We start from the raw sequence: 21,088 nt of genomic DNA on the forward strand, positions 1-21,088 counted from the left end.
GGGGGGGGGACCGGCGGATCCGTCGGCGTCCGGAGGCCGCGGTGCCGTGGGGGCGGGGCACGGGCGGTCGGATCGCCGTGACTGCGGGCCGCGTGCGAAGCGGCCGGGCATCTGGGGCGGACGCGAGTTCCGGCCGCCGGTGGCGGCCGGTCTCGGCAGGGCGGAGAGGGCAGGATTCGAACCTGCGTGGGTTTTTAGGCCCGACCTGAAGGTGTTCCTCTGGTCCCCGATGAGCCGCTCCGGGCACCTCTCCTGGTGGTGACGTGGGCCGGTGGTGTGCCGGCCGTGTCGCGGCCCGGTTCCGTCACCGGGCGCCCGTGCCGCGGGGCCGGGCCACCGCCGCCGGCACGCCCCCGCCGGCCGCCGGAGGCGGGGCGGTCAGAAGCCGCCTCCGCCGAAGTCGCCGCCCCCGCCGAAGTCGCCGCCGCCGAACCCGCCGCCGAAGTCACCGGAGTTGAAGTCGCCGCCGCTGAAGTCGCCGCCTTCGTAGCCGCCGCCGTACCCGTCGCCCCAGCCCGCCCCGTACGCGGGGCCGGCCATCATGCCGCCGAGCATCGTGCCCACCAGCAGCCCGGGAAGCAGCGCGCCGCCGAAGTAGCCGCCGGCCCACGGGCCGTAGGCGGGGCCCGCGTCCCAGTACGGGCGGCGGTTCCCGTAACCGGTGTCGACCTCGCGGATCATCGGCTCCAGACCGTCGGCGAGGCGCGCCTGGTCGGCGGCGCAGACCGGCACCTCGCGGGCCGTCCCGCCCGGCGGGGTCCACCGGGCGTCGGCCACCGAGGGCCCGTGCCGCGGGTCGAAGAAGCAGGGCGCGCGCCGCTCCGGCAGGGGGCGGCCCTCCCGCCGGGCGGCCAGCACGGAGAGCGCGTACCGGCCGTCCTCCAGGGTCTCGGTGACGCCCTTGACGTCGTCGGGCCGCCCGGCGGCCGCCATCTTCCGCTTGGCCTCCTCGTAGCTGTCCAGCGCCCGCGCGTAGTCCGCGCGCATCGCGTCGTCGGCACCGGGCTCGGCCGGGTGGAAGTCCAGCCGGTCCAGTTCCTCGCCGTACGCCGTGATGTCCTCGTCGACCACGACCCGCAGCCGCTGCAGCGCCTCCTTCTGCGCGGCCTCCGTGCGGCGACGGCCCCGGCGGGACACCAGCAGGGCACTGCCGCCGACCGCCGCGGCGAGCGCGCCGACGGTGACCAGGGCTCCCACCCCGTTGGCCTCGCCGGCCGTCCGGCCGTTCCAGCCGTCGGGCGCGGAGCCCCTCATGGTGGAGACGGCCCGGTCGGTGAAGTCGTTCAGCTGCTGCGCGGCCGGCTCGCCGTCCACGCTGCGGGCCAGGTTGCCCACGGCCTGCCGGGACATCACCGACGAGTCGGCCCGGGCGTCGAACCGGTCGCCGACGCGGATGCCGTAGACGCCGGTGACGCCGGTGGCGGCGCGCAGGTCGGCGAAGATGTCGTCGGTCGGGTAGTCCGCCGGCAGCACGGCCAGGAAGACCGGCCTGCCGGATTCCTCGATCTTGTCGCTGAGCGCGTCCGCGTCGGCCCGCGAGAGCTGGCCGGCCGCCTCGGGGTCGACGTAGACGGGGTTGTCGCGGAGCCGGTCGGCGATCTCGGAGATCTCCGCCGCGGCCGGTGCCTCCAGCGCGGCCGGTGCGGCGTCGAGCTCCGCCGCGGCCACTGTCCCGGTGGGCGCGGCGGAGGCGAGGGGCACGCCGGTCACCAGGGTGGCCGACGTGGTGAGCAGCGTCGCCGCCACGAGGGAGGCCGGTCGCCCGAGGCGCCGACGGGTCGGGGTGCCCTTCATACGTTCGAAGGTACGCCCGATGGGCCGAAAGGGTGAAATGGGTCACCTGGGGAGGTTCCGCCGCGCCGCTCTCCGGGGGACACGCGCACCGGACGCTCCGCCGTCGCCCCCCGGACGCCGTGGCGGGACGGCGGGCCGGGGCCGGGGCGGCGGGGGCCCGGCACGCGGCCCTCCCGTGGCCCCGCCTCCGCCGCCCGGCCCGGCGCCGCTCCGCGCGGCTACGCGGGTTCGACCCCGGCGCGCAGCAGGCCGTAGGTGTAGGCGTCGGCGAGCGCCTGCCAGGAGGCGGCGATGACGTTGTCGGCGACGCCGACGGTGGACCATTCGGCGCGGCCGTCGGAGGTGGAGATCAGCACGCGGGTGGTGGAGCCGGTGCCGGAGCGGCCCTCCAGGATGCGGACCTTGTAGTCCACCAGGCCGATCTTGGCCAGCTCGGGGTAGATCCGCTCCAGGCCCGCGCGCAGCGCCCGGTCGAGGGCGTTGACCGGGCCGTTGCCCTCGCCGGCCGCGTGGATGGTCTCCCCCTTGGCGCGCAGCTTCACCGTGGCCTCGTTGGCGTGGGTGCCGTCGGGGCGGTCCTCGGTGATGGCGCGCCAGGACTCCACCTCGAAGTAGAGCGGGGCGGTGCCGGCCTCGGCGCGCAGCAGCAGTTCGAAGCTGGCGTCGGCGGCCTCGTAGGTGTAGCCCTTGAGTTCGCGTTCCTTGACCCGCTCGACGACCCGGCCGACCAGTTCCCGGTCGCCGCCGAGGTCGATGCCGAGCTCCTTGCCCTTGAGCTCGACGGAGGCCCGGCCGGCCATGTCGGAGACCAGCATCCGCATGGTGTTGCCGACCTGCTCGGGGTCGATGTGCTGGTACAGGTCCGGGTCGACCTTGATCGCGGAGGCGTGCAGCCCGGCCTTGTGGGCGAAGGCGGAGAGCCCGACGTAGGGCTGGTGGGTGGAGGGGGTGAGGTTGACGACCTCGGCGATCGCGTGGGAGATCCGGGTCATCTCGCGGAGCCTGCCCTCGGGGAGGACCCGCTTGCCGTACTTGATCTCCAGGGCGGCGACGACCGGGAACAGGTTGGCGTTGCCCACCCGCTCGCCGTAGCCGTTGGCGGTGCACTGGACGTGGGTGGCGCCCGCGTCGACGGCCGCCAGGGTGTTGGCGACGGCGCAGCCGGTGTCGTCCTGGGCGTGGATGCCGAGGCGGGCGCCGGTGTCGGCCAGGACGGTGGAGACGACGGCGTGGATCTGGGCGGGGAGCAGGCCGCCGTTGGTGTCGCAGAGGACGACCACGTCGGCGCCGGCCTCGGCGGCGGTGCGGACCACGGCCTTGGCGTACCCGGGGTTGGCGCGGTAGCCGTCGAAGAAGTGCTCGCAGTCGACGAAGACCCGGCGGCCGGCCGCCACGAGGTGGGCGACGGTGTCGCGGACCATCTCGAGGTTCTCGTCCAGGGTGGTGCGCAGGGCCAGTTCCACGTGGCGGTCGTGGGCCTTGGCGACCAGGGTGATCACTTCCGCGCCGGAGTCCAGCAGCGCCTTGACCTGGGGGTCGTCCGCCGCCGAGCCGCCGGCCCTGCGGGTCGCGCCGAAGGCGACCAACCGGGCGTGACGGAAGTCGATCTCCTCACGGGCCCGGGCGAAGAACTCGGTGTCCCGCGGGTTGGCGCCGGGCCAGCCGCCCTCGATGAATCCCACGCCGAACTCGTCCAGGTGCCGCGCGATGGCCAGCTTGTCGGAGACGGTGAGGTTGATGCCCTCCCGCTGGGCTCCGTCGCGCAGCGTGGTGTCGAAGACGTGGAAGGCGTCGTCGGGTCGGCTGGTTTCCGTCATGGCAGGAACTCCTGAACTGGTCGTCTCGGTCGGACCGGAAGAACCGGCTCCACCGCCCCCGAATGCCGCACGCCTTCCGTTCCGGCCGCGGGTGGGGCCGAAACAAAGAAAACCTCTCGCGGGTGCGAGAGGTCTGCGCGCGGGTCGACGACGAGGGTGACCACGCGTACGGGATACGTACGGGCGGTCACTGCGGACCGGCGCGCCTGCTGCCGATAATCATGGCGAACGAGGGCACGTCGGCAGTCTGACACAGACCGCCCCGCGACCGACCCCGCGTCTCAGGATACGGGCGAACCGTCCCACGGCAGGGCGTTCGCTCCGGGCGGCGACGGCCCCGGTCCGGGGAGTGCGGCGCACTCCCCGGACCGAGGCCGCGGACCGGACCGGGGCCGCGGACCGGACCGGGGCCTGTCCGGCCGGAGGACTCAGCGGACCTCGTGCATCCAGCCGTGCTTGTCCTCGGCCGTGCCGCGCTGGATGTCCAGCAGGGCGTCGCGCAGGCGCAGGGTGACCTCGCCCGGCTCGCCGGTGCCGTGCTTCCACTCGGCGCCGCTGCTGCGCCTGACCGTGCCGACGGGGGTGATCACCGCGGCCGTGCCGCAGGCGAAGACCTCCTTGAGGGCGCCGCTCCCGGCGTCCGCCTGCCACTGGTCGACGGAGATCCTCCCCTCCTCGGGGGCGAGGCCGAGGTCCTCGGCGACCGTCAGCAGGGAGTCGCGGGTGACGCCCTCCAGGATGGAGCCGCTGAGCGCGGGGGTGACGATCCGGTCCTCGTAGACGAAGTACAGGTTCATGCCGCCGAGCTCCTCGATCCACCTGCGGTCGATGGCGTCGAGGTAGCAGACCTGGTCGCAGCCCACCTTGGCGGCCTCGGCCTGCGCCATCAGGGAGGCGGCGTAGTTGCCGCCGGTCTTGGCGTCGCCCATGCCGCCCGGGACCGCGCGGACGTGCTCCTCGGCGACCCAGATGGAGACCGGCTTGACGCCGCCCGGGAAGTAGGCGCCGGCCGGGGAGGCGATGACCAGGAAGAGGTACTCCTTGGCCGGGCGGACGCCCAGGCCCACCTCGGTGGCGATCATGAACGGCCGCAGGTACAGCGACTCCTCGCCGCCGTGCGCCGGGACCCACGCCTCGTCCTGGCGGACCAGCGCGTCGCACGCCTCGATGAAGGTCTCGACCGGCAGCTCCGGCATGGCGAGGCGGCGGGCGGACGCCTGGAAGCGGCGGGCGTTCTTCTCGGGGCGGAAGATGCCCACCGAGCCGTCGGCGCGGCGGTACGCCTTGAGGCCCTCGAAGATCTCCTGCGCGTAGTGCAGGGTCATGTTGGCCGGGTCGAGGGAGAGCGGACCGTACGGGACGAGTTCGGCGTCGTGCCAGCCGCGGCCCTCGGTCCACTTGATCGTCACCATGTGGTCGGTGAAGTGGCGGCCGAACCCGGGGCTGGCCAGGATGGCCTCCCGCTCGGCCGCGGGCAGCGGGTGCGAGGTGGGCTTGAGCTCGATCGTGGGCGTCGTCGTCATCAGCAGAACTGTCCTTCACCGTTGTAGTGACGGGCCGCGCTTCCGCTCGTCCTTGCCGCCGGGTTCCGGAGGCCCGATACGGGGACGTCCGGCCGGCGCCCTCGTCGACGCGACTCCGCGTTCGATTATCGCAAGAGGGTGCCCGGTGAAGGAACGGTGCGGGTCGAGGCCCTGCGTTTCGATGGTGGCACCCGGCGGGACATGGCGGAAGCCGCCGGGTGCGAGGTGCTCCCGGCGGCTTTCGAAAGGTGGGCGGGCCGGGGCTAGCCGGCTACTCGGGCGGCGAGCGCGTCGCCGATCTCCTCGGTGGACCGGGCGGCGAGGGCCACGCGCTCGACGAGGTCGGCGGCGACGGCGTCGTCGATGCGCGCGGCCTCGGCCTCGAAGCCGAGGTGGCGCAGCAGCAGGGCGACGGACAGGACGGTGGCCGTGGGGTCGGCCTTGCCCTGGCCGGCGATGTCCGGGGCCGAGCCGTGGACCGGCTCGAACATGGACGGGTACGCGCCGCTCGGGTTGATGTTGCCCGAGGCGGCCACGCCGATTCCGCCGGAGACGGCGGCGGCGAGGTCGGTGACGATGTCGCCGAAGAGGTTGTCGGTGACGATCACGTCGAAGCGCTCCGGCTGGGTGACCAGGTAGATGGTCGCCGCGTCGACGTGCATGTACTCGGTGGTGACCTCGGGGAACTCCTGGGCGACCCGGTTGAACACGTCCGTCCACAGGTGGCCGGCGAAGGTCAGCACGTTGTTCTTGTGGATCAGCGCCAGCTTCTTGCGCGGGCGGGCCTGGGCGCGGGCGAAGGCGTCGCGGACCACGCGCTCGACGCCGAAGGCGGTGTTCACCGAGACCTCGGTGGCCACCTCGTGCTCGGTGCCCTTGCGGATGGTTCCGCCGTTGCCCGTGTAAGGGCCCTCGGTGCCCTCGCGGACCACCACGAAGTCGATCTCCGGCTCACCGGCCAGCGGCGTGGCGACGCCCGGAAGGAGCTTGGACGGGCGCAGGTTGACGTGGTGGTCGAAGGCGAAGCGGAGCTTGAGCAGGAAGCCGCGCTCCAGGACGCCCGAGGGGACGGACGGGTCGCCGATGGCGCCGAGCAGGATGGCGTCGTGCCCCTTGAGGGCGGCCAGGTCCTCGTCGGTGAGGGTCTCACCGGTGGCGTGGTAGCGGCGGGCGCCGAAGTCGTACTCCGTGGTCTCCAGCTTCACATCCTGCGGGAGGACGGCGGAGAGGACCTTGAGGCCCTCGGCCACGACTTCCTGCCCGATGCCGTCACCGGGGATCACTGCGAGATCGATGCTGCGAGACATGTCGGCACCCTAGTGTGTCGTCCCAAGGAGTGGCCCGGACCGTCCGCCATGCGGACAGCGGCCGCTCCGGCGTGCGGAGGCCGGCCGGCCGTGGCCGGCGACCGGGACCAGTGACGGCGCCGGTGGCGGCGCCGGTGCTGGCCGGGCGTGGCGGCCGGGTCAGTGACCGGCCGACCCGCCGTTGTCCCGGCGGTCGAGGGCGCGCTGGAGGGCGGCGGCCGCGTTGCGGCGGTCGGCGTCGGCCACCCGGGTGCGGCGGGTCCGGGTGCGGGCGGCGGTGTGCGGGTGGGCGGCTGCGGTCGTCTCGGGCATGACGCATCGGCTCCTTCGGAGGAAGAGTGACGAGAGGCGCCGGAGGGGGCGGGGAGCGGCACGCCGCAGGGGTCACCTGCGTGGGGGCGTGGCTCGCCAACGCGTTCGCCGGGTCGGGCGAGATGTTCGGCTCCCACCAAGCTAGGCCAGGCGGGCTTGGTTGTCTCCACAGTTAGTCGGACGTCCTACTATCCGAGACGGACACCACCCCATCGGACTCACGCGTTCACTCCCGGCTCATCCGTCACAGCGGGAACGGCTTTGCCCCCGCCTCTCGGAGGAGGCGGGGGCAAAGCCGTGGTGCGGCCGGGCCGTGGTGCGGCGCGTGCCGTCAGCCCATGTGCGGGTAGCCGTACTCGGTCGGCGGGACCAGGGTCTCCTTGATGGCCCGGGTCAGGGTCCAGCGCTGCAGGTTCTGCGGGGCGCCGGCCTTGTCGTTGGTTCCGGAGGCGCGGCCGCCGCCGAAGGGCTGCTGGCCGACCACGGCGCCGGTCGACTTGTCGTTGATGTAGAAGTTGCCCGCCGCGTAGCGGAGCTTCTCCATCGTGTACGCCGCCGCGGCGCGGTCGCGGGAGATGACCGAGCCGGTGAGGGCGTAGTCGGAGACCGACTCCATCTGGGTCAGCATCTCGTCGTACTTCTCGGGGGAGCTGTCGTCGTACACGTGGACGGCGAGGATCGGGCCGAAGTACTCGGTGGTGAAGACCTCGTTCTCCGGGTCGGTGCACTCGATGACGGTCGGGCGGACGAACCAGCCCACCGAGTCGTCGTAGGTGCCGCCGGCCACGATCGTGCAGGTGTCGTCGGCCTTGGCGCGGTCGATGGCGGCCTTGTTCTTGGCGAAGGCGCGCTCGTCGATCACGGCGCCGATGAAGTTCGACAGGTCGGTGACGTCGCCCATGGGGATGCCGTCGACCTCGGCCGCGAACTCCTCCTTGAACCCGTCGTTCCAGATGGAGGCCGGGATGTAGGCGCGCGAGGTGGCGGAGCACTTCTGGCCCTGGTACTCGAAGGCGCCGCGGGTGAGCGCGGTCTTCAGCACGGCGCGGTCGGCGCTCGGGTGGGCGACGACGAAGTCCTTGCCGCCGGTCTCGCCGACCAGGCGGGGGTAGGTGCGGTACTTCTCGATGTTGGCGCCGACCGTCTTCCACAGGTGCTGGAAGGTCTTGGTCGAGCCGGTGAAGTGGATGCCGGCCAGGTCACGGTGGTTCAGCGCGACCTCCGAGACCGCGATGCCGTCACCGGTGACCAGGTTGATGACGCCCTCGGGCAGGCCCGCCTCCTCCAGCAGCCGCATCATCAGCACGGCGGCGTGGGTCTGCGTCGGGGACGGCTTCCACACCACGACGTTGCCCATCAGCGCGGGCGCGGTCGGCAGGTTGGCGGCGATCGCCGTGAAGTTGAACGGCGTGATCGCGTAGACGAAGCCCTCCAGCGGGCGGTGGTCCATGCGGTTCCACACGCCCGGGGAGTTGGCCGGGGGCTGCTCGGCGAGGATCTGGCGCGCGTAGTGCACGTTGAAGCGCCAGAAGTCGACCAGCTCGCAGGGGGTGTCGATCTCGGCCTGCTGGGCGGTCTTGCCCTGGCCGAGCATCGTGGAGGCGGCCAGCGTCTCGCGCCACGGGCCGGACAGCAGCTCGGCGGCGCGCAGGATGATCGCGGCGCGGTCGTCGAAGGACATGGCGCGCCAGGCCGGGGCGGCGGCCAGGGCGGCGTCGACGGCGTCCTGGGCGTCCTGCCGGGTGGCGTGGCGGCCGGTGCCGATGACCGCCTGGTGGTTGTGCGGCTGGACGACCTTGAACTCCTCGCCGCCGCCGAGGCGCTTGACGCCGCCGATGGTCATCGGGAGCTCGATCGGGTTGTCGGCCAGCTCCTTGAGCTTGGCCTCCAGCCGCAGGCGCTCGGCCGAGCCGGGGGCGTAGCCGTGCACCGGCTCGTTCACGGGCGTGGGGACCTGGGTCACAGCGTCCATGGGTTCCTTCTCCTTGTGAGAGCTCTGAGCGGTGGGTGCGGTGGAGCGGTGCGGGCTCAGCCCTTGCTGACCATCGAACGCAGGAAGAACCTCAGGTTCGACGGCTTCTCCGCGAGACGGCGCATGAAGTAGCCGTACCAGTCGGTGCCGTACGCGGTGTAGACACGCATCCGGTGACCCTCGGCGGCGAGACGCAGCGATTCGTCGCCGCGGATGCCGAACAGCATCTGAAACTCGTACTCGTCCATCTTGCGCCCTGCGCGCCGCGCGAGCTCCTGTCCGATGGAGATCATCCGCGGATCGTGCGAACCGATCATCGGGTAGCCGTTGCCGTCCATGAGGATCTTCATGATCCGCACGTACGCCTTGTCGATCTCCGCCTTCGACTGGTGGGCGACCTCGGCGGGCTCCTTGTAGGCGCCCTTGACGATGCGGACGCGGCTGCCGCTCTCCGCGAGGCGGCGGGCGTCCTCCTCGGTGCGGTACAGCATCGCCTGGATCACGCAGCCGGTCTGCGGGAAGTCCTCGCGCAGCCAGGCGTGGGTGGCCAGCATCCTGTCGATGGTGGTGTGGTCCTCGGCGTCGAGGGTGACGGTGGTGCCGATCCCGGCGGCGGCCTCGACGACCGGGCGGACGTTGGCGCGGGACAGTTCGACGCCGCCCTCCAGGTCCTGGCCGAACATCGAGAGCTTCACCGACATCTCCACCCGGGGGCCGAGCTCCAGCTCGCCGAGGCGGGCGATCAGCTCCAGGTAGGCGTCGCGGGCCGCCTCGGCCTGCTCGGGGGTGGTGATGTCCTCGCCCACCACGTCCATGGTGAGCTCGAGGCCCTGGTCGGTGAGCCGGCGGACGATCGGCAGCACGTCGTCGACCGTCTCGCCGGGGATGAACCGGTCGACGACCTGCTTGGTGCCCGGAGCCGCGGTGACGATTCGGCGCATCCTGTCGCTGCGCGAGGCGGCGAGAATCACGGGACCCAGCACGGGACCTCCTGGAAGAGCGAAAGTGACGAGGGCGTGGACCGCCGGTTCGAACGGTAGGGATTCGGATTCGGTTTCACCTATCGACACCTGTCACGGATCGACGGCTTTCCTCTCAGACATCTGTATGAGGAGGGGGGAGAATGGGTCCGTGAAACCCGACTACCAGGAACTGGTCGACGAGATCTCCGCGCTGCTGGGCGTGCCGGCCACCCTTGAGGGCCGGGACTTCGGGCTGATCGCCTTCGGTGTGCACGACGGGCTCGGCGACGAGAGCGCACTCGACCCGGTGCGGACCCGGACGATCCTCGCGCGCAGCTCGTCGGCACAGGTCAGAGCCTGGTTCGAGGGTTTCGGCATCGCCCGCGCCACCGGCCCGGTCCGCATTCCCCCCGCGCCGGAGGCGGGGGTGCTGCGGGGCCGGATCTGCCTGCCGGCCCGCTCCCGCGAGGTCGTCCAGGGGTACGTCTGGCTGCTGGAGTCCGACCCGGGTCCGACCCAGGCCCAGCTGGCGGCGGCCATGCGGGTGGCCGAGCGGATCGGCGCGCTGCTCGCCGAGGAGGCCTCCGCCGAGGACGCGGTGTCCCGGGAGTTCCGGCGGGTGCTGGAGAGCGGCGGGCCGGGGCGGGAGCGGGAGATCGCGCTGACCGCGCTGGAGTCGGCGCTCGGACCGGACGCGGGCGACTTCCACACCGTCCTGTGCGTGACGCCCTGGACGGAGGAGGAACCGCCGTCGGTCCGCCGGGTGCCCGGCACGGCGGCGGCCTGCGCGGCCCCGCTGACCGGCGGCCCGCAGATGCTGGCGCTGCTGGTGCGGGTGCGCACGGGCACGGAGGTGCCCGCCTCGGTGCTGACCGCCGCGGCCCGGCTGGCCCCCGGCTCGGCGGCGGGGGTCGGCGGACCCCTGCGCGGGGCCCGGGAGGCGGGCGTCCTCTGGGACCAGGCACTGGCCGCCGCGCGGGCCGCGTCGGCCGAACCCCGGCTGGGCCCGGTGGCCCGCTGGTCGGCGATCGGCCCGTACCGCCTGCTCACCCGCCTTCCGGCGGGGGTGACGGCCGAGGACACGGCGCTCGGCGAACTCCTCGCCCACGCGGAGCTGGCGCGCACCGTGGAGGTCTACCTCGACCACGCCGGCCAGGCGGGCCGCACGGCGGCGGCCCTGGGCATCCACCGGCAGACCCTCTACTACCGCCTCTCCCGGGTGGAGCAGCTCACCGGCCTCGACCTGGACGACGGCGAGCACCGGCTCCTGCTCCACATGGGGGTCAAGGCCGCGCGGCTGTAGCTACCGGCCCTCCGCGGGCAGCGCCCCCGCCACCAGCCGGAACAGCCCGTCGGCGATCCGGTCGCCGGTCGGGGTGAGCGCCGGGTCCAGGGAGTGCTGGGCGATCACCCCGGTCAGCAGGACCATGGCGAGACCGCCCACGGAATCGGTGAGCTCGTCGTCGATCTCGTCCTCCGGCAACCCCAGCAGCAGCGAGGCGAGTCCGCGCCCGCCCTCGCGCTGGGCGTGGGCCAGGTTGCGGCGGATCTCCGGGAGCCGGTCCCCCATGGCGATGATCTCGATGCTGAGGTGCCAGATCGAGTCGGGCCGGTGCAGCGAGTCGACGACGGTCCGCAGCACCGCCCGTACGCGCTCGGCCGAGCCGGGGGCGGTGCCGGCCGCGCCCGCGTCCCAGTCGAACCGTTCCGCCTGCTCCTCCACCAGCGCCACGTAGGCCTCGGCGAGCAGGGCGTCCTTCGAGCCGTAGTGGTAGCCGATCGACGCCAGGTTGGCCCCCGACTCCCGCACGATGTCGCGCGCGGTGGTCCGGGCGAATCCCTTCTCCAGCAGGCAGCGCTTGGCGCCGTCCAGCAAGTCTTCCCGATGCCCCATGCCGCCACCCTAGTCCGCCTCTGTACGGGCGTCATGGACGCACGTCTTATACAAACGTTCTAGACAGCTGTATAAGACGTGTGTACCGTCGCGGCATGACGACGACAACCCCTCCCCCGGCCCGGGCCGGGCGGCGCGAGTGGACCGCGGTGGCCGTGCTGATGCTGCCGCTGCTCCTGGTCTCGATGGACGTGTCGGTGCTCTACTTCGCCGTCCCGGCGATCAACGCCGACCTGGCGCCGACCGGGACCGAGCAGCTCTGGATCTTCGACATCTACGCGTTCGTCCTGGCCGGTCTGCTGATGACCATGGGGTCGCTCGGTGACCGCGTCGGCCGGCGCCGGCTGCTCCTGTGCGGCGCCGCGGCCTTCGGGGCGGCCTCGCTGACCGCCGCCTACGCCGACAGCCCGGCGACGCTGATCGCCGCCCGCGCCGTGCTGGGCATCGGCGGCGCCACCCTGATGCCGTCGACGATGGCGCTGATCCGCACGATGTTCACCGACCCGCGCCAGCGCGCCCAGGCGGTGGGCCTGTGGAGCGCGGTGATGACCGGCGGCATCGCGCTGGGCTCGGTGATGAGCGGCCTGCTGGTCGAGTTCTTCCGGTGGGGCTCGGTCTTCCTGGTGAACCTGCCCGCGATGGCGCTGCTGCTGGTCGTCGGCCCGTTCCTGCTGCCCGAGTCCAAGGACCCCTCGCCCGGCCGGTTCGACCTGCTGAGCGTGCCGCTCTCGATGGCCGCGGTGCTGCCGCTGATCCACGGCCTCAAGGAGTTCGCCTCCGACGGATGGCGGCCGGAGCAGGGCGCGTTCGTCGGCGCCGGGCTGCTGTTCGGTGCGCTGTTCGTGTGGCGGCAGCGCACCGCGGCCTCCCCGATGGTCCCGCGCGGGCTGTTCCGCTCGCCCGGCTTCGCCCCGGCGGTGGCGCTCAACGCCGTCTCCGCGATGGGCATGATGGGCTCCGCCCTCTTCACCACGCAGTACCTGCAGTCGGTGCTCGGGATGAGCGCGCTGGAGGCGGCACTGTGGTCGCTGGTTCCCTCCCTGCCGATCGGCGTGGCCGCGCCGGCCGCCGCCGCACTGGTGCAGAAGGGGCTCCCCCGCGCCCATGTGGTGACGGCCGGGTTCCTGATCGCCGCCTGCGGCTTCGGCCTGCTCACCCTGCCCGGGACCGGCTCCCTGGCGCTGGTCCTGGTGGCCGCGGGCGTGCTGGCCTGCGGCATCGTCCTGGTGATGTCGCAGATGGCGGACCTGGCGCTCGGCGCGGCACCGGTGGAGAAGGCGGGTTCCGCCTCCTCCCTGCTGGAGACCGGGGCGGAGTTCGGCGGCGCCCTGGGCATGGCCGTGCTGGGCTCCGTGGGCACCGCCGTCTACCGGGACGGCATGCCCGCCGCCGCCCCGGAGGCGGCCCGGGAGACCCTGGGCGGCGCGCTGGCGGTCGCCGCCGAACTGCCCGGCCGCGCGGGCGAGTCGCTGGCTCGGGCGGCGCGGCTGGCCTTCACCGACGGCATGCACGCGGCGGGGCTGACCGGCGCGGTGGTCCTCGCCCTCGCGGCCCTGGTCGCCGCGACGGCCCTCCGCCGGATCCGGACGGCACCCCCGGCCGGCCACTGACGGGCCGGTCCGGTTCCCGCCCGGTCCCGGGAAGAGCGCAGGGAAGGACGAAGGACCCGCCTGCCGCGTCGGGCGGCGGGCGGGTCCTTCGTCGTACCGGGGTCGTGCGGGGACCGTCAGGTCAGGTTGATCGCCCGGGCGGACGTCGCGCCGATCTCCTCGGCCAGCTCCGACAGCACCGTCTGCGGGACCGTGTCGTCGACCGTCAGCACCGCGAGCGCCTCGCCGCCGGCCGCCGCGCGGGCGACCTGCATGCCGGCGATGTTGACGCCGGACTCGCCGAGCACCCGGCCGACCGTGCCGACCACGCCGGGACGGTCCGCGTACCGCAGCACCACCATGTGGTCGGTGAGCGCCAGGTCCACGTCGAACTCGCCTACGGCGACCAGCTTCTGGTGGTGCTTCGGCCCGGCCAGCGTGCCGGAGACCGACACCTCGGTGCCGTTGCCCAGCGTGCCGCGGACCGTGACCACGTTGCGGTGGTCGGGCGACTCGGAGCTGGTGGTCAGCCGCACCTCGACACCGCGCTCCTGCGCGAACAGCGGCGCGTTCACGTAGGACACCGTGTCCTCGACGACGTCCTCGAAGACGCCCTTGAGCGCGGAGAGTTCGAGCACCTTGACGTCGTGCTGGGTGATCTCGCCGTACACCTCGACGTCGAGGCGCACCGCGACCTCGCCGGCCAGCGCCGTGAAGATCCGGCCCAGCCGCTCGGCCAGCGGCAGACCCGGCTTGACGTCCTCGGCGATCACGCCGCCCTGGACGTTGACCGCGTCGGGGACCAGCTCGCCGGCGAGCGCCAGGCGCACCGAGCGGGCGACCGCGATGCCGGCCTTCTCCTGCGCCTCGTCCGTGGACGCGCCCAGGTGCGGCGTGCAGACGACCTGGTCGAACTCGAACAGCGGCGAGTCCGTGCACGGCTCCTTGGCGTAGACGTCGAGGCCGGCGCCGGCGACCCGGCCCTCCTTGAGCGCCGAGTACAGCGCCTCCTCGTCGACGATGCCGCCGCGCGCGGCGTTGACGATCCGGACCGTCGGCTTGACCTTGCGCAGCGCCTCGTCGCCGATCAGGCCGAGCGTCTCCGGCGTCTTGGGCAGGTGGACCGTGATGAAGTCGGAGACCTCGAGCAGCTCGTCCAGCGTCAGGACCTTGACGCCCATCTGCGCGGCGCGCGCGGGCTGCACGTACGGGTCGTAGGCGACGACCTTCATACCGAAGGCCGACATGCGCTGGGCGACCAGCGCGCCGATCCGGCCGAGGCCGACCACGCCGAGCGTCTTCTCCGCCAGCTCGACGCCGGTGTACTTGGAGCGCTTCCACTCGCCGTTCTTGAGGGCGGCGTTGGCCTGGGGGATGTTGCGGGCCGTGGCCACCAGCAGGCCGCAGGCCAGCTCGGCGGCGGTCACGATGTTGGAGGTGGGGGCGTTGACGACCATCACGCCGGCCTTGGTGGCGGCGGAGACGTCGACGTTGTCCAGGCCCACGCCCGCGCGGGCGACGACCTTCAGCCTGGACGCCGCGGCGATCGCCTCGGCGTCCACCTTGGTCGCCGAGCGGACCAGGATCGCGTCCACGTCGGCGATGGCCGGGAGCAGTTCGCCCCGGTCGGCTCCGTTGCAGTGCCGGATCTCGAAGTCCGGACCGAGCGCGTCGACGGTTGCGGGCGACAGCTCTTCAGCGATGAGTACGACAGGTTTCGAGCTCACGTGAGTCCTCAGGTGCGATGCGGACGGCCGTCCCGACGGCCGCAGGCGTGGAGGTGTGCTAGCCGCGTGGAAGACGCACGACGCTGTGGGCCTGACGCGTATGCAGTGCAGTGTAGTGGGGTCCCGGACATCGTCCCCCGCCCCTGCGGAAGGATCACCCGTCCGTGCGTTTCCCCGGCGGACAGAGCACGGGGCCGGGGCGACGCCCCGGCCCCGTCAGGAGGCTCAGGCCTCCTCGTCCACCCAGCTCATGAGCTTGCGCAGCTCCTTGCCGGTGGTCTCCAGCAGGTGCTGGGAGTCCTGGTCCTTGTACTCGTTGTACTTCTTCAGGCCGCCGTGGTACTCGTCCATCCACTGCCGGGCGAAGGTGCCGTCCTGGATCTCGGCGAGGACCTTCTTCATCTCGGCCTTGGTGGCGTCGGTGATGATCCGCGGGCCGGTGACGTAGTCGCCCCACTCGGCGGTCTCGGAGACCGACCAGCGCATCTTCTCCAGGCCGCCCTCGTACATCAGGTCGACGATCAGCTTCAGCTCGTGGAGGCACTCGAAGTAGGCGATCTCCGGCTGGTAGCCCGCCTCGGTCAGGGTCTCGAAGCCCGCCTTGACCAGCGCGGCGGTGCCGCCGCAGAGCACGGCCTGCTCGCCGAACAGGTCGGTCTCGGTCTCCTCGGTGAAGGTCGTCTTGATGACGCCGGCGCGGGTGCCGCCGATCGCCTTGGCGTACGACAGGGCCAGCGCGAAGGCGTTGCCGCTGGCGTCCTGCTCGACGGCCGCGATGCACGGGACGCCGCGGCCCTCCTCGTACTGCCGGCGCACCAGGTGGCCCGGGCCCTTGGGGGCGACCATGCAGATGTCGACGCCGGCCGGCGCCTTGATGAAGCCGAACCGGATGTTGAAGCCGTGACCGAAGAACAGCGCGTCGCCGTCCTTCAGGTTGTCCTTGACCGACTCCTCGTAGACCTGGGCCTGGATCGGGTCCGGGACCAGGATCATCACGACGTCGGCCTCGGCCGCGGCCTCGGCCGGGGTGACCACGCGCAGGCCCTGCTCCTCGGCCTTGGCCTTGGACGTGGACCCCTCGTGCAGACCGACGCGGACGTCGACACCCGAGTCGCGCAGCGACAGGGCGTGGGCGTGGCCCTGGCTGCCGTACCCGATGACCGCGACCTTGCGGCCCTGGATGATGGACAGGTCGGCATCGGCGTCGTAGAACAGCTCGGCCACTTCGGTTCACTCCTCATGTCTGCGGGTGCAGGGACCCGCAGGTGTCGCAGGTGTCGCGCCCAGCGTATGACCGGGCGGTGGAGAACGGGTTGACGGTCTCGCCATGCGGGCGAGCCGGGGGTTCCGGGCGGCTGGGGCCCGTCAGGAGGCGCGGTCGACGGCCCGCAGCGAGCGGTCGGTGATGGACCGCGCGCCACGCCCTATGGCGATCGTCCCGGACTGCACCAGTTCCTTGATGCCGTACGGCTCCAGCATCTTGAGCATGGCCTCGAGCTTGTCGCTGCCGCCGGTCGCCTCGATGGTCACGGCCTCCGGGGAGACGTCCACCGTCTTGGCCCGGAACAGGTCGACGATCTGGACGATCTGCGAGCGGGTCTCGTTGTCCGCGCGCACCTTGACCAGGACCAGCTGGCGCCGGACCGACGCGACGGGGTCGAGCTCGACGATCTTCAGCACGTTGACCAGCTTGTTGAGCTGCTTGGTGACCTGCTCCAGCGGCAGGTCCTCGACGCCCACCACGATGGTGATGCGGGAGATGTCGGGGTGTTCGGTGACGCCCACGGCGAGGGAGTCGATGTTGAACCCGCGGCGGGAGAAGAGCGCGGCGATCCGCGCCAGGATGCCCGGCGTGTTCTGCACCAGGACGGAGAGCGTGTGCTTCGACATGTCAGGTGTTCCTCGCTCGGTCACTCTTCGTTGTCGCCGAAGTCGGGGCGGACGTCCCGGGCGGCCATGATCTCGTCGTTGGAGGTGCCGGCCGCGACCATCGGCCAGACCATCGCGTCCTCGTGGACGATGAAGTCCACGACGACCGGACGGTCGTTGACCGAGTTGGCCTCCTCGATGACCTTGTCGAGGTCCTCGGGCGACTCGCAGCGGATGGCGTAGCAGCCCATCGCCTCGGACAGCTTGACGAAGTCCGGGACCCGGGTGCCGGCGCTCGGGCCCTTCGCGTCCGCGCCGGGACCGGAGTGCAGCACCGTGTTGGAGTAGCGCTGGTTGTAGAAGAGCGTCTGCCACTGGCGGACCATCCCCAGGGCGCCGTTGTTGATGACGGCGACCTTGATCGGGATGTTGTTCAGGGCGCAGGTGGTGAGCTCCTGGTTGGTCATCTGGAAGCAGCCGTCGCCGTCGATGGCCCAGACCGTGCGCTCCGGGCGGCCGGCCTTGGCACCCATCGCGGCGGGGACCGCGTAGCCCATGGTCCCGGCGCCGCCGGAGTTCAGCCAGGTGGCCGGCGCCTCGTGCTGGAGGAAGTGCGCGGCCCACATCTGGTGCTGGCCGACGCCCGAGGAGAAGATCGTGCCCTCCGGGGCGAGCCGGCCGATCCGCTCGATGACCTGCTGCGGGGAGAGCGAGCCGTCGGTGGGCAGCTCGTACCCCAGCGGGTAGCTCTCCCGCCAGCGGTCCAGGTCGGCCCACCAGGCGTTCAGGTCGGCGCGGTGCCCCTCGGAGTGCTCCTTCTGCACGGCCTGGACGAGGTCGGCGATGACCTCGCGGGCGTCGCCGACGATCGGCACGTCCGCCTCGCGGTTCTTGCCGATCTCGGCCGGGTCGATGTCCGCGTGGACCACCTTGGCGTGCGGGGCGAAGCTGTCCAGCTTGCCGGTGACGCGGTCGTCGAAGCGGGCGCCGAGGGCGACGATCAGGTCGGCCTTCTGCAGCGCGGTGACCGCGGCGACCGAGCCGTGCATGCCGGGCATGCCCACGTGCTGCGGGTGGCTGTCCGGGAAGGCGCCCAGCGCCATCAGGGTGGTGGTGACGGGGGCCCCGGTCAGCTCCGCCAGGACCTTCAGCTCGGCGGTGGCGCCGGCCTTGAGGACGCCGCCGCCGACGTAGAGCACCGGCCGCTTCGCGGTGGTGATCAGCCGGGCTGCCTCACGGATCTGCTTGGCGTGCGGCTTGGTCACCGGCCGGTAGCCCGGCAGGTCGGTGACCGGCGGCCAGGAGAAGGTGGTCTTCGCCTGGAGGGCGTCCTTGGCGATGTCCACCAGCACCGGGCCGGGGCGGCCGGTGGAGGCGATGTGGAACGCCTCGGCGATCACCCGGGGGATCTCCTCGGCGCGGGTGACCAGGAAGTTGTGCTTGGTGATCGGCATGGTGATGCCGACGATGTCCGCCTCCTGGAAGGCGTCCGTGCCGATGGAGCCGGAGGCCACCTGGCCGGTGATCGCGACCATCGGGACGGAGTCCATGTGGGCGTCGGCGATCGGGGTGACCAGGTTGGTGGCGCCCGGGCCGGAGGTGGCCATGCAGACGCCCACCTTGCCGGTGGCCTGCGCGTAGCCGGTGGCCGCGTGGCCGGCGCCCTGCTCGTGCCGGACCAGGACGTGACGCACCCGGGTGGAGTCCATCATCGGGTCGTACGCCGGCAGGATCGCGCCGCCCGGAATGCCGAAGACCGTGTCGGCCCCCACCTCCTCGAGCGAGCGGATGAGCGACTGGGCGCCCGTGACGTGCTCGGTCGCGGACTGCTGGAGTCCTCCGGAACGGGGCCGCGGCTGCGGATGGTGGGCCCCGGTGGCCTGCTCGGTCATCGGCATTCTCTTCTCGATGCAGAGTGGTGTGTGCGAGCTTTTTGAGAATTTTGTTCGGTTGGCGCGTCGCCTCGGTGCAACAAAAAACCCCTCGTGCCGTCAGGCAAGCGAGGGGAGCGCGTCGGGGGTAGTGCGCTGGATCTCCGGTTCTCCATCCGAAGGCCCAGCTCAGCCGACGCGCTGTCCAAGTACGAGAATTCGGGTGCGCATGACCTTGACCCTCTACCCGACGCCGGTCGGGTGTCAAGGGGGTGGGACGACGGTCTCAGAATGTGGTCGCGGAGCGCCGTGCTGGAGCCCGGCGTACGCCGCTCCCCCGGTGCGCGCGGGAGGCACCGGAGGGCGGGCGCCCGCACCGGCCGCGGGACCGGTCGCGGGCCCGCCCGGACGGCCCGGTGCGTGGCCGCGGGAGGCGCCGGGGACGCCGGGCCTGCCGCCGGGGATGCCGGAGGCGCCGGGCCTGGGGCGCCCCGCGGGGAGGGGGCAGTGCCCGTCGGCGAGCAGCCGGCGGATCCGGTATTCGTCCAGCGGGGCGCTGAACGCGCCGCCCGTGCCGTGCGTGCAGCCCATGGCGCGCAGCACGCCCGCCTGGTCGGGCAGGTCCACGCCGTCGGCGACGGTCTGCATGCCGAGGTCGGCGGCGATCCGCAGAAGACCGCTGGTGATCTTGTGCAGGCGGGCGGACTCCACCACGCCGTCGACCAGGCTGCGGTCGAGCTTGAGCACCTCCACCGGCAGCCGTCGCAGCGCGGTGATGGAGCCGTAGCCCGTGCCGAAGCCGTCCAGGGCGAACCGGACGCCCAGCCGCCGCAGCGTCGTGAGGCGGCGCTCCAGCTCGTCCAGCGGAACCCTGGGGTCGAGGCCGGCGAGTTCGAGCATCAGCGACCCCGGGGCCAGCCCGTGCCGGGTCAGCAGTGCCTCTATCGAGGTGAGCGGCAGCGACCGGTCGAGCAGGCGCCGGGCGGCGATCCGCACCGCCACGGGGGTGCGCAGACCCACCCGGGACCGCTCGGCCGCCTGGGCCACGGCCTCCTCCAGCACCCAGCGGCCGAGTTCCGCCGTCCGCTCGCCCTCCTCGGCGGCCCGCAGGAACTCGGCGGGCGTGAACAGCGCGCCCTGCGCGGTCCGCCGGCGGACCTGGGCGGAGAGGGCGGTGATCCGGCCGTCGGCCAGGGAGACCACCGGCTGGTGGAGCAGGGAGAACTCGCCCTCGTGCAGGGCGGTCCGCAGCCGGGCGGCGACCTCGGCCCTGCGCACCACGTCCTGCTGCATCTGGGGCGCGTAGAGCTCGACGCGGTCCTTGCCGGCCGCCTTGGCCCGGTACATCGCCAGGTCGGCGTTGCGCAGCAGCTCGCCCGCCCCCAGGCCGGGTTCGGCGAAGGCCACGCCGATGGAGGCGGCCACCCGGACGTCGTTGCCGTCGATGTCGTAGGGCTGGGAGAGCCGCAGCCTCAGCCGGTCGGCGAGCTCCAGGAGGTGGCCCTCGCGGGCGGTCCGGTCGCCGGCGCCGTCGCCGAGGATCAGCGCGGCGAACTCGTCCCCGCCGAGGCGGGCCGCGGTGTCGCCCTGGCGGACGGACTCCTGGAGGCGTCGGGCGGCCTGGACGAGCAGTTCGTCCCCGGCCTGGTGGCCGATGGTGTCGTTGACCGCCTTGAACCCGTCGAGGTCGATGAAGAGCACCGCGGTGCCCTGGTCGGACTGCCGGCGGCCGGAGAGCGCCTGGCCTACCCGCTTGGTGAACAGCACGCGGTTGGGCAGGCCGGTGAGCGGGTCGTGCTCGGCGTTGTGCTGCAACTGGGCCTGGAGCCGGACGCGTTCGGTGACGTCCCGGCTGTTGAGGATCAGGCCGCCCTGGTGCCGGTTGACCGTCGACTCGACGTTGAGCCAGCCGCCGTCCCGGGAGCGGAAGCGGTACTCGATCCGGGTGGTGGGGTCGGCGGGCGGGCCGGCGGCCAGGAAGCGGCGCAGTTCGTGCAGGACGGCCGGCAGGTCCTCGGGGTGGATCAGCCCGGCCAGCTCCCGGCCGACCAGCTCCTCCGGGAAGAGGCCGTACACGCCCTTGGACGCGTCGCTGACGTACTTCAGGCGGCCGTTGGGCGCGGCGATCATGATGACGTCGCTGGAGCCCTGGACGAGGGAGCGGAAGTGGTTCTCGTTCTCCGCCAGTTTCTGGGTCAGCGCCATGTTGTCCAGCAGCATGATGCCCTGCCGGACCAGCAGCGCCAGGACCACGGCGCCCGCCGTGAGCAGCACGACCTGGTCCACGCTGCGGCCGGCCAGCACGTTGTAGAGGATGCCCAGGGTGCACACGGCCGCGGCCAGGTAGGGCAGCAGCGCGGCCAGCGATCCCGCTATGGGCCGCGCCGGCGCGTAGCACCCGGCCTCCGCGCCCTGAACGGGAGGCGAGGGAGGGGCGGGCGGGGGCGGTGG

At 72.6% G+C, this 21,088-nt stretch carries 15 protein-coding genes and 1 pseudogene; 2 read left to right on the forward strand and 14 right to left on the reverse strand.

All coding sequences use genetic code 11. From position 1 onward, the window contains the following. Positions 1-161 precede the first annotated feature (161 nt). The 8 genes and pseudogenes from A2U95_RS05335 to A2U95_RS05370 form a co-directional block, all read right to left on the reverse strand. Positions 162-253, reverse strand: a pseudogene (locus A2U95_RS05335). A gap of 125 nt (positions 254-378) precedes the next feature. Continuing rightward, entirely contained in the window at positions 379-1,794 is a 1,416-nt protein-coding gene (locus A2U95_RS05340; protein WP_240957207.1) for a hypothetical protein, read from the reverse strand. A 218-nt stretch (positions 1,795-2,012) separates the two neighbouring features. Beyond that, positions 2,013-3,611 carry a citramalate synthase gene (cimA, locus tag A2U95_RS05345; RefSeq protein ID WP_166021062.1) on the reverse strand — a complete coding sequence of 533 codons (1,599 nt, stop codon included), beginning with the start codon at positions 3,609-3,611 and terminating at the stop codon, positions 2,013-2,015. 428 nt (positions 3,612-4,039) lie between these two features. Then, positions 4,040-5,134 (reverse strand): branched-chain amino acid aminotransferase, encoded by a 1,095-nt coding sequence (locus A2U95_RS05350; RefSeq protein ID WP_166021063.1) that lies wholly within the window; start codon positions 5,132-5,134, stop codon positions 4,040-4,042. A gap of 263 nt (positions 5,135-5,397) precedes the next feature. Then, the gene (locus tag A2U95_RS05355) at positions 5,398-6,441 is read right to left on the reverse strand and encodes a 3-isopropylmalate dehydrogenase (RefSeq protein WP_166021064.1); all 1,044 of its coding nucleotides are present in this window, start codon (positions 6,439-6,441) and stop codon (positions 5,398-5,400) included. A gap of 159 nt (positions 6,442-6,600) precedes the next feature. Then, positions 6,601-6,753: a hypothetical protein gene (locus A2U95_RS05360; RefSeq protein ID WP_166021065.1), complete on the reverse strand. Its 153-nt coding sequence runs from the start codon at positions 6,751-6,753 to the stop codon at positions 6,601-6,603. 331 nt (positions 6,754-7,084) lie between these two features. Next, positions 7,085-8,725 (reverse strand): L-glutamate gamma-semialdehyde dehydrogenase, encoded by a 1,641-nt coding sequence (pruA, locus tag A2U95_RS05365; protein WP_166021066.1) that lies wholly within the window; start codon positions 8,723-8,725, stop codon positions 7,085-7,087. A gap of 56 nt (positions 8,726-8,781) precedes the next feature. Next, positions 8,782-9,708 carry a proline dehydrogenase family protein gene (locus A2U95_RS05370; protein ID WP_166021067.1) on the reverse strand — a complete coding sequence of 309 codons (927 nt, stop codon included), beginning with the start codon at positions 9,706-9,708 and terminating at the stop codon, positions 8,782-8,784. 148 nt (positions 9,709-9,856) lie between these two features. Here A2U95_RS05370 and A2U95_RS05375 point away from each other — a divergent pair, with 148 nt between their 5' ends. Next, positions 9,857-10,990, forward strand: coding sequence for a PucR family transcriptional regulator (locus A2U95_RS05375; protein ID WP_206282821.1), 1,134 nt, complete (start codon positions 9,857-9,859; stop codon positions 10,988-10,990). Here the strand turns inward: A2U95_RS05375 and A2U95_RS05380 are convergent, their stop codons facing one another. Beyond that, on the reverse strand, positions 10,991-11,581 hold the full coding sequence (locus A2U95_RS05380; protein ID WP_166021069.1) for a TetR/AcrR family transcriptional regulator: 591 nt from the start codon (positions 11,579-11,581) through the stop codon (positions 10,991-10,993). Positions 11,582-11,676: 95 nt separating this feature from the next. Here A2U95_RS05380 and A2U95_RS05385 point away from each other — a divergent pair, with 95 nt between their 5' ends. Beyond that, positions 11,677-13,191 (forward strand): MFS transporter, encoded by a 1,515-nt coding sequence (locus A2U95_RS05385; RefSeq protein WP_166021070.1) that lies wholly within the window; start codon positions 11,677-11,679, stop codon positions 13,189-13,191. A gap of 116 nt (positions 13,192-13,307) precedes the next feature. On the opposite strand, the gene serA is transcribed toward A2U95_RS05385, so the two are convergent. From serA to A2U95_RS05410, 5 genes are all read right to left on the reverse strand, one after another. Beyond that, positions 13,308-14,897: a phosphoglycerate dehydrogenase gene (serA, locus tag A2U95_RS05390; protein WP_166021071.1), complete on the reverse strand. Its 1,590-nt coding sequence runs from the start codon at positions 14,895-14,897 to the stop codon at positions 13,308-13,310. A gap of 225 nt (positions 14,898-15,122) precedes the next feature. Continuing rightward, on the reverse strand, positions 15,123-16,121 hold the full coding sequence (ilvC, locus tag A2U95_RS05395) for a ketol-acid reductoisomerase (RefSeq protein ID WP_166021072.1): 999 nt from the start codon (positions 16,119-16,121) through the stop codon (positions 15,123-15,125). A 141-nt stretch (positions 16,122-16,262) separates the two neighbouring features. After that, on the reverse strand, positions 16,263-16,787 hold the full coding sequence (ilvN, locus tag A2U95_RS05400; protein ID WP_166021073.1) for an acetolactate synthase small subunit: 525 nt from the start codon (positions 16,785-16,787) through the stop codon (positions 16,263-16,265). A 20-nt stretch (positions 16,788-16,807) separates the two neighbouring features. Then, positions 16,808-18,664 carry an acetolactate synthase large subunit gene (locus A2U95_RS05405; RefSeq protein WP_166021074.1) on the reverse strand — a complete coding sequence of 619 codons (1,857 nt, stop codon included), beginning with the start codon at positions 18,662-18,664 and terminating at the stop codon, positions 16,808-16,810. A 237-nt stretch (positions 18,665-18,901) separates the two neighbouring features. Further along, a partial coding sequence (locus tag A2U95_RS05410; protein ID WP_166024843.1) for a putative bifunctional diguanylate cyclase/phosphodiesterase occupies positions 18,902-21,088 on the reverse strand: 2,187 nt, incomplete at its 5' end.

The organism is Streptomyces chilikensis, from assembly GCF_001642695.1.
GTDB lineage: Bacteria > Actinomycetota > Actinomycetes > Streptomycetales > Streptomycetaceae > Streptomyces > Streptomyces chilikensis.

Coding starts and splice junctions, on each gene's coding strand:
- A2U95_RS05380 (WP_166021069.1), bottom strand. CDS start 11,581: ATGGGGCATCGGGAAGACTTGCTGGACGGCGCCAAGCGCTGCCTGCTG.
- pruA (WP_166021066.1), bottom strand. CDS start 8,725: ATGGACGCTGTGACCCAGGTCCCCACGCCCGTGAACGAGCCGGTGCAC.
- cimA (WP_166021062.1), bottom strand. CDS start 3,611: ATGACGGAAACCAGCCGACCCGACGACGCCTTCCACGTCTTCGACACC.
- A2U95_RS05350 (WP_166021063.1), bottom strand. CDS start 5,134: ATGACGACGACGCCCACGATCGAGCTCAAGCCCACCTCGCACCCGCTG.
- A2U95_RS05340 (WP_240957207.1), bottom strand. CDS start 1,794: ATGAAGGGCACCCCGACCCGTCGGCGCCTCGGGCGACCGGCCTCCCTC.
- A2U95_RS05360 (WP_166021065.1), bottom strand. CDS start 6,753: ATGCCCGAGACGACCGCAGCCGCCCACCCGCACACCGCCGCCCGCACC.
- A2U95_RS05405 (WP_166021074.1), bottom strand. CDS start 18,664: ATGCCGATGACCGAGCAGGCCACCGGGGCCCACCATCCGCAGCCGCGG.
- A2U95_RS05355 (WP_166021064.1), bottom strand. CDS start 6,441: ATGTCTCGCAGCATCGATCTCGCAGTGATCCCCGGTGACGGCATCGGG.
- ilvN (WP_166021073.1), bottom strand. CDS start 16,787: ATGTCGAAGCACACGCTCTCCGTCCTGGTGCAGAACACGCCGGGCATC.
- A2U95_RS05385 (WP_166021070.1), top strand. CDS start 11,677: ATGACGACGACAACCCCTCCCCCGGCCCGGGCCGGGCGGCGCGAGTGG.